This window comes from Desulfovectis peckii, from assembly GCF_055391705.1.
Genome location: NZ_AP042409.1, coordinates 2,204,058 through 2,218,013, shown reverse-complemented (window position 1 = coordinate 2,218,013; position 13,956 = coordinate 2,204,058). Strand labels below are relative to the sequence as shown.

At 41.2% G+C, this 13,956-nt stretch carries 13 protein-coding genes and 1 other annotated feature; of the genes, 12 read left to right on the top strand and 1 reads right to left on the bottom strand.

The annotated features are described in order from the left end of the window. Nucleotides 1–16: 16 nt before the first annotated feature. The gene (locus ACZ5NG_RS11045; RefSeq protein ID WP_464251845.1) at nt 17–271 is read right to left on the bottom strand and encodes an AbrB/MazE/SpoVT family DNA-binding domain-containing protein; all 255 of its coding nucleotides are present in this window, start codon (nt 269–271) and stop codon (nt 17–19) included. A 224-nt stretch (nt 272–495) separates the two neighbouring features. Continuing rightward, nucleotides 496–737, top strand: a binding site (T-box leader). A 91-nt stretch (nt 738–828) separates the two neighbouring features. On the opposite strand from ACZ5NG_RS11045, the gene metG reads away from it, so the two are divergent. The 12 genes from metG (at nt 829) to ACZ5NG_RS10985 (ending at nt 13,944) form a co-directional block, all read left to right on the top strand. Continuing rightward, nucleotides 829–2,373, top strand: a complete 1,545-nt coding sequence (gene metG, locus ACZ5NG_RS11040) for a methionine--tRNA ligase (protein WP_464251844.1) — start codon at nt 829–831, stop codon at nt 2,371–2,373. A 10-nt stretch (nt 2,374–2,383) separates the two neighbouring features. After that, nucleotides 2,384–3,175 (top strand): TatD family hydrolase, encoded by a 792-nt coding sequence (locus ACZ5NG_RS11035; protein ID WP_464251843.1) that lies wholly within the window; start codon nt 2,384–2,386, stop codon nt 3,173–3,175. Continuing rightward, on the top strand, nt 3,168–3,704 hold the full coding sequence (gene cobO, locus ACZ5NG_RS11030) for a cob(I)yrinic acid a,c-diamide adenosyltransferase (protein ID WP_464251842.1): 537 nt from the start codon (nt 3,168–3,170) through the stop codon (nt 3,702–3,704). Before ACZ5NG_RS11035 ends, cobO begins: the two co-directional genes overlap by 8 nt. 180 nt (nt 3,705–3,884) lie before the next feature. Continuing rightward, on the top strand, nt 3,885–4,754 hold the full coding sequence (locus ACZ5NG_RS11025; protein ID WP_464251841.1) for a 3D domain-containing protein: 870 nt from the start codon (nt 3,885–3,887) through the stop codon (nt 4,752–4,754). A 154-nt stretch (nt 4,755–4,908) separates the two neighbouring features. Then, a complete protein-coding gene (gene rsmA / locus ACZ5NG_RS11020; RefSeq protein ID WP_464251840.1) occupies nt 4,909–5,796 on the top strand; it encodes a 16S rRNA (adenine(1518)-N(6)/adenine(1519)-N(6))-dimethyltransferase RsmA in 888 nt (295 codons plus the stop codon). Between the two features lie 3 nt (nt 5,797–5,799). Continuing rightward, nucleotides 5,800–6,270 (top strand): ribonuclease H-like YkuK family protein, encoded by a 471-nt coding sequence (locus ACZ5NG_RS11015; protein ID WP_464251839.1) that lies wholly within the window; start codon nt 5,800–5,802, stop codon nt 6,268–6,270. Nucleotides 6,271–6,432: 162 nt separating this feature from the next. Next, entirely contained in the window at nt 6,433–7,317 is an 885-nt protein-coding gene (gene yabG, locus ACZ5NG_RS11010; RefSeq protein WP_464251838.1) for a sporulation peptidase YabG, read from the top strand. Nucleotides 7,318–7,725: 408 nt separating this feature from the next. Then, nucleotides 7,726–8,028, top strand: a complete 303-nt coding sequence (locus tag ACZ5NG_RS11005; RefSeq protein ID WP_464251837.1) for a hypothetical protein — start codon at nt 7,726–7,728, stop codon at nt 8,026–8,028. A gap of 201 nt (nt 8,029–8,229) precedes the next feature. After that, complete coding sequence (locus ACZ5NG_RS11000; protein ID WP_464253163.1) at nt 8,230–9,729, top strand: recombinase family protein; 1,500 nt, start codon at nt 8,230–8,232, stop codon at nt 9,727–9,729. Between the two features lie 141 nt (nt 9,730–9,870). Continuing rightward, a complete protein-coding gene (locus ACZ5NG_RS10995) occupies nt 9,871–10,881 on the top strand; it encodes a hypothetical protein (protein ID WP_464251836.1) in 1,011 nt (336 codons plus the stop codon). 206 nt (nt 10,882–11,087) lie between these two features. Beyond that, entirely contained in the window at nt 11,088–12,059 is a 972-nt protein-coding gene (locus ACZ5NG_RS10990) for a CAP domain-containing protein (RefSeq protein WP_464251835.1), read from the top strand. A 304-nt stretch (nt 12,060–12,363) separates the two neighbouring features. Then, nucleotides 12,364–13,944, top strand: a complete 1,581-nt coding sequence (locus ACZ5NG_RS10985) for a DUF3794 and LysM peptidoglycan-binding domain-containing protein (RefSeq protein WP_464253162.1) — start codon at nt 12,364–12,366, stop codon at nt 13,942–13,944. Nucleotides 13,945–13,956 lie beyond the last annotated feature (12 nt).

Below are 13,956 nucleotides of genomic sequence, written 5' to 3'. Positions count from 1 at the left end.
TTAAATAACCGGTTAATTATATAGCTTTTGTAGATTCAAACATTGCTTCTGCACAGTTTCTGCATACTTGTTTACCTCTAAAAATATGCACGTCAGAAGCATTGCCACAGAATACGCAGGCCGGTTCGTACTTTCTTAAAATAATTTTTTCATTATCAACGTAGATTTCTAGTGCATCTTTTTCTTCAATGCCTAAGGTGCGCCGTAATTCAATGGGAATAACCACACGGCCGAGCTCGTCTACCTTCCGCACAATGCCTGTTGACTTCATGTTGCTCTCCCTCCCTCAAACTATGTTTACAGCAATTCGACAGCATGCACTAATAATTTACAAGTAAAGAGTACCAATGATTCCAAGAAAAGTCAATAACTAAATGAAAAAAAATACCAATTTTTTTTGATAAATTATCAATTAAGTATAAATAAGGTAAAACTTGACAAAGAATATTGACTAAGCTAGAATTTAGGTTGTAATGCTAAATGTCAATAATACCGTTAAAAGTGATGACAGGGAGTAGTAAATTGCCGGAACGCTGTACAGAGAGCGGGAGTTGCTGAAAACCCGTCAGTGGACGGCAATTGAAGATGGCCCTGGAACTGCGGGTCGAAACATTTGCAAGTAGGCCTTTGTCGGCTGACCGCCGTTAGACGGTTAAGGTGACAATTTCACCTATCGAGGCTACCGCTGTGAGGCGGCGCAAAATAGGGTGGTAACGCGGAACAACTCCGTCCCTTTGTCGGGATAGGAGTTTTTTTTATCAGCCGGATTTTTTTCAAGCTGCCGATACGGAATTTAGATAGAGCGATAAACATTTAGGAGGGTATAACTTGAGTAAAAAGACATTTTACATTACCACACCCATATATTATCCAAGTGATAACCTGCATATCGGCCATGCTTATACCACAGTTGCTGCAGACGCGATCGCAAGGTATAAAAAAATGACCGGATATGATGTTTATTTTTTAACCGGTTCTGATGAGCACGGTCAAAAGATTGAACGAAAAGCCAAAGAACAGGGGCAAACGCCGCAAGAATATGTCGACAAAATAGTTGTCGGCTTTAAGCATCTTTGGGAAAAGCTTGATGTTCAGTACGATGATTTTATTCGCACTACGGAAGAGCGTCATAAAAAAGTGGTACAAATGATTATGGAAAAATTGTACCGGCAGGGAGATATCTACAAATCCACCTATGAAGGTTGGTACTGCACGCCTTGTGAAACATTTTTTACTGAATACCAATTGGTAGACGGCAAGTGCCCGGATTGCCATCGGGAAGTTGAGTTATTGCAGGAAGAAAGTTATTTCTTTAGAATGTCAAAATACGCCGAGCGTTGGATGAAATATGTTGAGGAAAACCCCGATTTTATTCAACCGGCATCCAGGCGCAATGAAATGATTAGCTTTGTGAAGCAAGGCTTAGAAGATCTTTGCGTATCGCGCACTACTTTTGATTGGGGCATTAAAGTACCTTTTGATTCTAAACATGTGGTGTATGTTTGGGTAGATGCACTGACGAACTATATTTCTGCCTTGGGCTACGGCAGTGAAAATGATGAACTGTACCAAAAATATTGGCCGGCTGACTTACATTTGGTAGGCAAGGATATTGTCCGTTTCCATACCATTATTTGGCCGATTATATTGATGGCTTTAGACCTGCCCTTGCCGAAGAAAGTATTGGGTCACGGTTGGCTGCTGCTTGAGGGCGACAAAATGTCAAAATCCAAAGGCAATGTGGTGGATCCCTTAGTGTTAATCGACAAATACGGTGTAGATGCCATTCGTTATTACTTGCTAAGGGAAATGCCCTTTGGATCAGACGGCTATTATTCGGAAGAAGCACTGGCCAAACGGATAAATACCGATTTGGCAAATGATTACGGCAACTTGCTGTCACGTACCACCACTATGATTGGCAAGTATCAGCAAGGGCAATTAAAGAAACCTCAACCCGAGGGTCCGCTGGATGAAGAGTTGATTAATTTAGCGCAAGCAACTGTGGAATCGGTGGAAGAAGCATTAAACAAACTGGAGCTATCCACAGCACTGGCGATTATTTGGAAACTTATTGGGCGCGCCAACAAATATTTGGAAGAAACCGCTCCTTGGACCTTGGCCAAAGATCCGTCTCAGGCTGAGCGCTTAAACACCGTTTTATACAATGTAATTGAGGTAATTCGCTTTGCCACTATTATGGCCTCACCTTTTATGCCTACTACTGCGGGCAAAGTGTGGTCACAACTGGGAATCGAAGATAAGCCTGAACTCTGTAGCTGGGATAGTTTGCGCTGGGGGTTAATTCCGGAAGGTACGGTGGTGACAAAGGGAGAGGTGCTGTTTCCGCGCATTGACCTAGCAAAGCTTTAGAGGTGGTATAATGACATTAATTGACAGCCATGCCCATATTGATGATCAGCGTTTTGCCTCCGATCGGGAGCAAGTGATTCAGCGCGCTCTGGAGGCGGGAATAAAGCAGCTGATCAACGTTGGCAGCAATTTAGAAACGTCTAAGCAATCGGTTGCATTGGCAGAAAAATACCCCTTTATTTATGCGGCGGCAGGTGTTCACCCTCATGATGCTAAAAATCTGCCAAGCAACTATTTGAAAATATTAGAAGAAATATTGCAAAAGCCCAAAGTTGTGGCAGTAGGGGAAATTGGCTTGGATTACTATTATGAACTGTCACCGCGGGATGTGCAGCAAGAAGTTTTCATCGAACAGTTAAACTTAGCCAAAGAACTTGGCAAACCGGTGATTATTCACTTAAGGGATGCTTATGGTGATTTTTTAGATATAATGAGAAAAGAGCGCTTAGAACCGATAAAAGGCGTGATGCATTGTTTTTCCGGCAGTTGGGAGGTTGCTGAGGAATGTATGCAGCTGGGCTTTTACATTTCCTTTGCCGGGCCGATTACCTTTGATAATGCCAAGAGGTTAAGAGAAGTGGCTAAAAGAGTGCCGTTGGAAAAAATTTTGGTGGAAACAGACTGTCCGTATTTAACTCCCGTTCCTCATCGGGGCAAAAGAAATGAACCGGCTTATGTCCGTTATGTAGCGGAACAAATAGCTGAGATTAAAGGCTTAAGTGTTGAGGAAATAAGCCGGCAAACCGTACTAAATACCAGAAAGTTATTTGGTATTTCTGAGGACGGTGAAGAAAATGCCTAAAGACACGGTCGGATTAGTATTGGTTTTTACCGGTGACGGCAAAGGTAAGACTACTGCCGCATTGGGTACTGCGCTCAGGGCATGGGGACAAGGAATGCATGTACTGTTTTTGCAGTTTATTAAAGGCAGTTGGCCAACCGGTGAACAAAATGCAGTGCTAAAACTGGGAGATAGATTTGAATTTCTTCAGGTCGGTGAGGGATTTATTGATTTTTCCAATGCTGAGTCTTTAGAGCAACAGAAAAAAACAGCGGCCAAAGGCTTGGAAATTGCCCGCCAAGGGATTGCCTCCAACAAGTACCAGTTGATTGTGCTGGATGAAATTAATTATGCTCTGTCTTATGGGTTGGTGAAGATAAACGATGTGTTAAATCTTATAGAAAAGAAACCAAAGCAGTTGCACTTAATACTGACCGGGCGCAATGCACCGGAAGAAATAATTAACGCTGCCGATTTAGTAACCAATATGGAAGCCGTTAAGCATCCATACAATGCGGGAATCCCCGCTCAGAAGGGTATTGAATTTTAATCTAAATACGACTGTTTTTGATATAAAAGTATGTACAAGTACAAATATTAGATAAATGATTTTGCAGAGGTGATATTTTATCACCTTTTTTGTTTTTTATAGTGTTTATTTGTATGAATTTTTTAGCAGGAAAGTAATATGCATAAATAGAAAAAATTTACAATTAAGGAGGGGGCAAATATGGGTTGGGCAACTGTTGAGTGGCCGCCTGAAAATGGAACGGGTTTAACACGGCGTTCTAAAACTCGCAAAAAGCTGCTTAAATATATTGTGGTGGCGATAATTAGCTTATTAATATTGTCAATGGCTTTAATTTGTTTGGCGTGGATATATCCAAATGCAAAATGGCCTTACCCGGCAAAGATTATCCAACTGCCGGCAACTAAAGCATCTGCTTATCTACAGCGGCAATTTGGCTTTGTAGATAAAAAGAAAAATAAAAACATAGAGCAAAATAAGGCTGCATTAGAGGCACCGCCGCCGAAAGTAAGTGAGGAAACAAAGGAGCATGCATCCGAGCCGGAAAAAAATATTGCTGAAGACAATGTGGCAACAAAAGCCACAAGTGAAGATACAGTTAGTAATAATGAGCCGGCTGCGGCAACAAATGCTGCAAGTAAAGACGCAGTTAGCAATAGTGAGCCGGCTGTGGCAACAAATGCTGTAAGTGAAAATACAGTTAGCAATAATGAGCCGGCAGAGAACAAAATAACGCCGGTACAGGGGCATATAAGAATTAACAGTAGCGGGGAAGTTTCCCGGGGAGAAAGTTTCCGTTATACAAATGTTTTAGAGATGGTAGCGACTGCTTACACTCATACCGGCAATCCCACTGCTTCCGGTGCATGGCCTTGTCAAGGGGTAGTTGCTGTAGATCAGAATGTGATACCGTTGGGCAGTAAATTATACATTGAAGGTTATGGATATGCGCGAGCAATGGATACCGGCAGTAGCATAGTCGGTAACCGCATAGATTTATTTATGGATTCCAGGGAACAGGCTTTAAACTGGGGAGTTAAAAGAGTAAAGGTGTATGTATTAGAGAATTAACCAACAGGTGCTTTTTTGGCACCTGTTTTGTTATGTGAGAGGGGTAGAAAAATAATGCCCTTATGTTGAATAAACATAATTTTTGCAGTGGAAGTAAAGGGCATGGGAAGGTTATAATATAATTAGTACATAGTTTTAGAAAAGAGGTTTAATTGTGAAAGGCTTATGCTCACCGGCAAAAGTTACGGAAATTTTAAAACGGCATCAATTTCGTACCAATAAAAAATTTGGACAAAATTTTTTAGTAGATGCCAATATTATTGACAAAATTGTTATGGCCGCAGATATTTCAGATGATGATTTAGTAGTTGAGATTGGGCCCGGCATTGGTGTACTTACCGCTGCGCTAGCAAAAAAAGCCCGACAGGTAATTGCGGTGGAGATTGACAATAAATTAATTCCCATTCTTAAAGAAACATTGGCCGCGTATGATAATATCGAGATAGTTTTAGCGGATGCCATGGAAGTAAACTTTGACCGGTTGATATATAATAAAACAAACGAAGGTTTGGGCAGCAGCTATAAGTTAGTGGCTAATCTGCCCTACTATATCACCACGCCGTTAATAATGCATTTACTGAATAACAAATTTAATATTGACAGCATGGTTATTATGGTGCAAAAAGAAGTTGCCCTGCGCATGGTAGCTAATCCCAACAATAAAGACTACGGTGCTTTGACAGTAGCGGTGCAATATTATACCGAACCGCAAATATTATTTAAAGTGCCAAGAACGGTTTTTTACCCCCAGCCGGAAGTTGATTCAGCAGTGGTGAGATTAAAACGAAGAAAAACGCCGGCCGTGAAAGTAGCCGATGAAAAACTGTTTTTTCAGATAGTGCGGGCTGCTTTTGGTCAAAGAAGAAAAACACTGTTAAATGCACTTACCGGCTCAAAAATCGAATTAACAAAAGAAGAATGGCTTGCAATATTAAATAAGGCAAATATAGATCCAAAACGCCGAGGTGAGACACTTACTTTAGAGGAATTTGCTTTAATTGCCAATAACCTAGCACTTAAAATAAAAACGTTGGGAGTATAAACTATGGATTTTATCAGCCCTACCAAAGGTAGATTAACCTTTGAGCAAATGATGTCCGATATTATGGAATACATTAAAGGCCTGCCTTACACCAGCTATAAAATTATTATCGGTTCAGACTCGATGGTAAAAAATGAAACCTGTTTTATAACGGCGGTAATTGTGCATCGTTTGGGCAAGGGGGCCAAATATTATTATCGTAAAACTACTGAACGAAAGATTAAGAACTTAAGACAAAAAATATTTTATGAAACTTCTTTAAGTTTAGAGGTTGGCGGGATGGTAGCCCGATATTTATCGCAATACGGTTATGAAGAAATGGAAGTGGAAATACACATTGACATTGGGAAAAAAGGAAAAACTAAAGATTTAATCAAAGAAGTAATCGGCATGGTTAACGGCAGTGGCTTTAATGCCAAAATTAAACCGGATTCTTTTGGGGCGTTCAGTGTAGCCGATAAACACAGTAAATAGAAAAGGCTGCTGTACAACAAAAATTTAGCTGTTTTGTTGTACAGCAGCCTTTTTTGTGTAAGAACATAATAAGCAAAAGCTACTTTACCATAATATGTAACTGCCCTGCGGGATTTTTCATAGAATAACTAAAAAGTTTATCTAAGAAGGGGGCAGGGCTAGATGATAAACATCAAAGCAGGAGATATCGTGGCCCGTAAATCTTACTCACGAGATGTGTTTTTTAAGGTGATGGAAATTTACCACAGTGACAACGGAACATATGCCTTGTTAAAAGGATTGGATTTGAGGCTTTGTGCAAGTTCGCCGCTAAGTGATTTGGAAAAAGTTGAGCCTGCTGAAGTGGCCCGCTATTGGCACAATGTAATGAAAAATAACAGCGAACAGATGAAAAGGGTTTTTAAACGCCGCATGAAGGAGCGGGAAATAAGATTTGCTCGGGCTTTAAAACAAAACGCCCTAGAAGAGGAAAAAAAAATAGAAGCTTTTGATTTGCCGGGTACTGTTTTGCATCTGGATGGCGACCCGGATTACTTAAATTTATGTATGACAACTTATAATCAGCTGGGTATTACTGCTTATGGATATAACGTACCGGAAAATAAACAGGCGGAGGTTGTTATTCAGTATTTGGAAGAGCACCGCCCCGATATCTTGGTTTTAACCGGTCATGACGGTTATAAAAAAAACCACGATTTAAGAAATATTAACAGCTATCACAATTCAGAGCACTTTATAAATGCGGTAAAGGCAGCCAGACGGTATGAAAAAAGCATGGATGATTTAGTAATTTTTGCGGGAGCGTGCCAATCTAATTACGAAGCAATTATAAAGGCGGGGGCAAATTTTGCCAGCTCACCGAAACGTGTTTTAATTCATGCCTTTGACCCGGTATTTGTTGTAGAAAAAATTGCCTTTACTTCAATTTATGATCCGATACCTTTAAAAGACGTCATTGCCGGAACGATTACCGGTTTTGACGGTATTGGCGGTGTTGAAACACTAAAAATACATTCCGACACTTTAGTAAAAACAATATTTTTTTAAGATAAATAAAGAATTATTAAGTATTTAAAATTTAATATTGGTACAAGGAAAAATTTTTTTATTTTTACGTAATTATAATTAAAAACAGTGTTTGTAATAATTTGGTAACATGCAGTTAACAGTTGACAAGCAACTGAAAGGTTGCCCTCACACCCAAAAAACAATTAAGGGAATAGATTGCTAATTCCCATTTACTCGGGGTGCTTAAGGGTATCTTTAGGTTGTTGAGCACATAGATTACTTTAGGTAAAGTTTATGGCCTGTCCCTAACACTGCTTAAATAATAAGGGGAAGTTAAGAACCAAAACCGGGGTGCACTGGGGACGGGAAAATAAGCTCATTGACAACTGAATAAAGATAAAAACTTAAATATGCTTGCTAATCCCTGCTAGAAAAGGAGTGCTGGTTATGTTGGTGAGTAGAAAATTTATTATTGACGATATATGCAAATTAGAGCCGCAAGGTGATCAAACACATAAAGAGGGAGTATTATTTAAAGCTGCCCAGTTGCCAATCGGGCCCGGGGAAGAAAAAGGCTTTGTCTTTGGTGAATTAAAGAAACGGCTGCAGTTTGGCATTGAAAGTTTGTGCATGATAAATGAAGAGACAGAGCAGGGAGGAAAACGATGTATTAACGCCAGGGTAAGAGCGGGACCGTTAAAGGGAATATTATTTGGCAAAAGGGGGTGTTTTAGCTTGGCCTTTGTTTAACGAAGGTTTTTCCGGCAAATTATAACTGCCGGCAGTGAGCAGTTGGCATAAAATTTTTAATAATTTTTCTTGCCGGTCAGGTTTGCTTTTAAAATTTTTTACCACGATCACAATAAACACCTCCGCATAGATAGTTTATGCGGGAAGGTTTGTACAACTGCTAAATAATATTGCGCCCCTGGGAGGTCATATTGCTTGAAAGTGGCGGTATATTGTCGGGTTTCTACAGAAGATCAGGCGGAATCCAAAACTATTGAAAACCAGGTGCAGTATGCCCAAAAATACTGTGAGCTTCAAGGTTTGGAAATTTACAAATTTTATTTAGATGAGGGAATAAGCGGCTCAATACCGGTAAACAAACGCCCGGCCGGGAGAAAGTTGTTAGAGGATGCGGAAAAGAAATTGTTTGATGCCGTTTATGTATATAAGTTGGATCGCTTGGCACGTACTACTTTAGACATTTTGAAAACCCACGACAAACTAAATAAGTTATCTATCGCATTAAAAAGTATGACCGAAAGTTTTGATACATCAACTCCCAGCGGGAAATTCTTTTTAACAACTTTAGGTGGCATTGCAGAAATTGAGCGCTCAACAATAGCGGAAAGAATGCGTTTAGGCAAAAACCGAGCAATTAAAGAGGGGAGGTGGCCGGGGGGACCACCCCCCTTTGGGTACAAGGTTGTCAACAAAAAGCTGCAAATTAATGAATGTGAGGCAGAGACGGTTAGGTTGATATTTAAACTGTATGCGCAGCAGCAAATGGATACCGTGTCAATTGCTGATTATTTGACAATGTCAAAATACCCTACTCCGGCGGCGGCAAGAAAAAAGAAATCCGTACCCGGAATTTGGTATGGCAGTACGGTATGGAGCATATTGACAAATTCTGCTTATATCGGGGTTTATGTCTACGGCAAAAACAAAGCTCCGGAAAAACGGCAGACATTTCCCTGTCCGGCCATTATTGAAGGAAAACTGTGGGAACAGGTACAAACTAAACTAAAAAATAACGGGTTTAATGCCAGACGCAATGCTAAACGGGATTATTTGCTGCGCGGGCTGATTGTATGTGGTAACTGCGGGCGGAAATACTGCGGCGACGGGAGTCACCGTAAAGGCAGGAACCATTACTACCGTTGCACGGGCAACTCATCTTTTCGCGGCAAATTAGTCGCCAAGTGCCGCGCAAAGTCGGTGCGGGCGGATGTGATTGAAAAGATTATTTGGGATGATATTTTAAACTACATTCAAAAGGCAAATTCGTTACATCAAAAGCTTAAAGAAATGATTGCTGCGCAGAAATCACACCCATCATCAGCAAACGAGGGGGATGTTTTTTATAAATTAATGAACGGCAAGGAACAAGAACGAAAAAGAGTGCTGGCACTGTTTCGTAAAGGGATAATTAGCTTACAGGAAGCGGAAAGCCAACTGGCATCAATTGAAAGCGAAATCAAAATCTTGCGGCAACGGCAAAGCCGTCAAAGTGCACCAAACTCCCCCCTAAATCAAGAAAACTTATTAAATAAAAATTTTGCTGATTTACTTAAGCAAAAGATTAATGAAGCGGATATTGCGGCTAAGAGAAAACTTATTTCCACTTTGGTAGATTCAATTGTCATCGATACATTTCGCCAAGATAATCGTTCGCTGGCCCGGGCCACAATTAACTACTGCTTTGATTATTTAGCTGATTAATCAGTTAATCGGAATGCACTGTCAACGTTGAAACACGCGGTAAGCACCGCTTAGGAATTCCGAAATCGCCATACTAGGTGATGGCACTCCTTCCCGGAAGACTGCATAACATAGTTTAGGAAATTTCCGGGAGGGGTCTTGATGAATAGATATTTCAATGTTTTGGCAAAAGTACGCAATAAGTTACTCCGTGATAAAAATGTCGTGGGAGTGGGCGTTGGCCATAAGGTAGTAGGGAATATGCGCACAAAGCAAGTTTCTATGGTTGTTTTGGTAGAAAAAAAGTTGCCGCCTAAAGATTTAAAGCGCAGTCAGATTATCCCCATGAAAATTGAGGGTGTGGACACCGATGTGATTGAAGTTGGACGGATTAAGATGTTAGACGGCCGCACTGAACGCATACGTCCTGCCGTGCCGGGTTGCAGCATTGGGCATTACCGTGTTACTGCCGGCACGTTGGGGGCGATTGTCCGTGACCGTACTACCGGTGAGCCGTTAATTTTATCCAATAATCACATTTTAGCCAATGGCTCCAACGGATATGACGGGCGTTGTGCGATTGGGGATCCGATATTGCAACCCGGACCGTACGACGGCGGGAGAACGGAAGACCGGATTGCCACATTATTCCGGTATATTCCAATTAACCGGGGTGTTAGCGAACAAGAGGTTACTTGTCCCTATGCCAGCGGTTTTTCCACGGTGACTAACGCCGTACTGCGGGTAATAAGACCGAATTATCAAGTGAGAGTATTCAAAAAGTTGAGTGTACCGAATACCGTTGACTGTGCTTTGGCTCGTCCTGACCGGCCGGAGTTTATTGATACGGCGATTATGGAATTTGGTGTAGTCAATGGATTAGTTGAAGCACAGCCGGGAATGCCGGTAAGAAAAAGCGGTCGTACCACGGGTGTTACCACCGGCGTGGTTACTACGATCGGTACAACATTGAAAGTTGCGATGAGTGACGGTGAACAGGTAGTATTCACTGACCAGGTCACTACCGACATGAAATCGTCGGGCGGAGACAGCGGTTCCTTAGTGGTCACTCCGGACAATAAAGCGGTTGGCCTGTTGTTTGCCGGCTCTGATAAAATTACGGTATTTAACCGCATTCAAAATGTAATGGAAGCTTTGGACATAGTGTTTTAATCGCGGTGACTGGGTGGAGCACCAACAGTGCTCCTTTTTATTTGTCTTGCCGGGATTATGTTACCAAAACTTTCCGCAAACGCCAGAGAAGTGGTTCAAAGGGTCTGGTTATAGTTACCAGTTGATCCGGCCACTTTTTACTTGTTATAGTAATTACGACAGAAATAGACAAGCAATAGGGTTAAAAAAAGAAAGGAGAGGGGATTTTGACGTTACAAAAAAACAAAAATGTGTTGCTTTCTGCTGTAGCTGTTTTATTGTTGCTCATTTTAACGGTTCCCTATACGGCGGCAGAGGCAGCAAACTATGGGGCCCAAGAACAGCAAGTTGTAGAGCTGATTAATCAGTCAAGGGCAGAAAAAGGTTTGCCACTGCTTAAAGCCGATCCCACATTAACGGCAATAGCTCGGGAGCAAGCAAAAGAATTTGCCGACAGTTACTGGGGCAGTTATGATCCGCTCTACAAATTGCTGCGCAGCGGTGACTATGAAGGTGTTAGAACCAGTGTGCTTAGAACTTCGAATATAATAGGCACCGTTCAATATCAAATAAAAAACGCTGGTTTTGCCGGTTTAAGTACTGAATACAATGGGGTTGGTATCGGTATTGTAGACAGCAGCCGCTACGGCAAGGTATGCGTTGAAGTGTTTGCTAAATGCAAAAATGTAAAGGAAACACAACCGGAACAACCAAAACCGGTTGAAAACACCCAACCACGACAGCCGCAGCCTAAACCACAAAAGCCGACAGAGAACAATCAGCCTCAACCGCAACAACCGGATAACAATACTGTTGTCGGAATGAGTGAATTTCAACAGCGAATTGTGCAGCTGGTAAACCAAGAAAGAGCTAAAGCGGGTTTGCAGCCGCTGGTAGCCAAAGCCGACTTAAATAAAGTTGCACAATTAAAAGCTGAAGATATGGCTAAAAATAATTACTTCAGTCACACATCGCCTACCTATGGTTCACCTTTTGACATGATGAAACAATTTGGCATATCTTACACCCGTGCGGGTGAAAACATTGCCATGGGCTATAGAACACCTGAGAGTGTAATGGAAGGTTGGATGAACAGTCCCGGGCACAAGGCTAATATCTTAAATAAAGACTTTACCGAAATCGGTGTCGGTTTTACTGCTGACGGTTACTATTGGGTACAGCATTTTGTCCGTCGGTAACAATAGGCTTTAAGTAAATTATCTATCTCCTGGCCAGTAAGCATGTTTAAGCTTATTGGCCAGGAGTTTTTTTGTGTTTTGGCATTACTTAACTAAAAATTATAACCTGAAGTTAAGACAATTAAGGTTGTCGTAATTACATTAAAAAGCTTATTTAGTGCGACTGTGTTTGTTGGAAATTTGTTGTATTTCGCACAATTTAATAAACTCCCTCATATATTATTAGCGGGAAATTCTTTCTAGCCAAAAAACAATGATAAAAAGCATGGGCTTTCCCAAAAAGGAGGGGTGAGTGTTGCCGGAAATGGTTCAGAACAGCCGCGCACACCCAAAACAAGGGAGAACTGCCGTTGAGCTGGGTGCAAAACTCAAAAAGATAAAAATTAATCGTGTTGTTACAGAAATTTTTGAGCGCACTGTTGTTCGCGGCAGTGTTGACGTTCCCGCTAATCTGCCACCGATTGAAAAAGCCTTGTCTACAAGCCATTCCGTTAATATTTGCAGCGTGGAAACCAATGACGGTCAGGTGCTAGTTGAAGGTGTAATTAACATCCAAATTAACTATCAGGCTTACGGTAAAAACACTAAGGAAAAATTTTTTGCCGGCATTCCTTATTGTGATTTTATAGAAGCACCAAATGCAACAAAGGCTATGACCTCAGTGGTGAAAGCGGAGGTTAAAGATATTCTACTTTTTATAGACGACAAACAAGGGCGCAATGTTACCCTGAATATAGTTTTAAATAATCAGGTTATTGTTAATAAGGTTGAAGAAATTACCGTTTTAACTGACGTCCCAAGTGGATGTCATTCTGATAAAGAAGCGGTTATATTTAACGAAATAACGGATATTGCGGTCGGCAAGCTGGATGTTGCTGAGGAGATCCTTATTCCCGCAATCAAGCCTGCCGCCAAGCAAATAGTCAGCTATCGAGTGTTGCCGCTAATGCAAAATTACATTCATGATGTCGGCACAGTTACTGTTAATGGCTGGTTGCAGCTGGAAATTAATTACCTAGATCAAGGTGGTGAAAATCGTCGACTCCAGCGATTTATAGCCTATAGTATTGAGCCGCCTGTACCGGGTGCACGTCCCGGTTTAGTAAGTGAAGTGCATTTTCTAAATCAATATACGGAGGTAAAAATCAATAACCAAAGTGGCAGTTCCTTTATGTTAAACTTTAAGGCTGATTTGTTAATTAAGGTTTTTCAACCGCATGAAGAGCAAGTTATTACCCAGATCAGCAATTGTCGGTATAAATTTGATTTTATGGATTTGACTTTTGAAAGTTTGGCCGAAGAGGTCAGCGGCAAAGGGGTTATTTTAGATACCGCCGCCTTGCCTACGGAAATGACTGACGGCAAGATTAATGAAGTGCGCCCGGGGCCGGTGGAAGTGACAACCATCAATGTAATCGGTAACCGTCTGCTAATTAAAGGATACGGTGATTTTTTAATCTATCTTGGCACATCTGAGGGCGGTTTGAAATATATTTACCGCAGGGCATTATTTAAAACAGTACTGCGACTGATGAAACCGACGGACTGTTTCCGCACGGCAACCTATCTTCATGTAGATCAAGTTAAAACAGACATTGTCGACGGCCGGTTAAAACTGCTTGCTGATATAGATATTAAAGTGCAGCTGTTTAAAGTAAACAAATGTACCTTAGCGGCAGGTATTAATTCAGTCAGTCAAGCTACTGATAAGCAAAAATCGACTATTTTTTTTAATTATACTTTACAGCCGGATGACACTTTGGAAAAATTGGCCCAACGCTTTGGCACCACTGTTGAGGCAATTTTAGCGTTAAATCACAACTTAAGGAGAGGTGATATTTCTGCACATAAAAAAATTAAAATCCCATGTGAGGTAAAGGCATAGGTTATAAAAAGG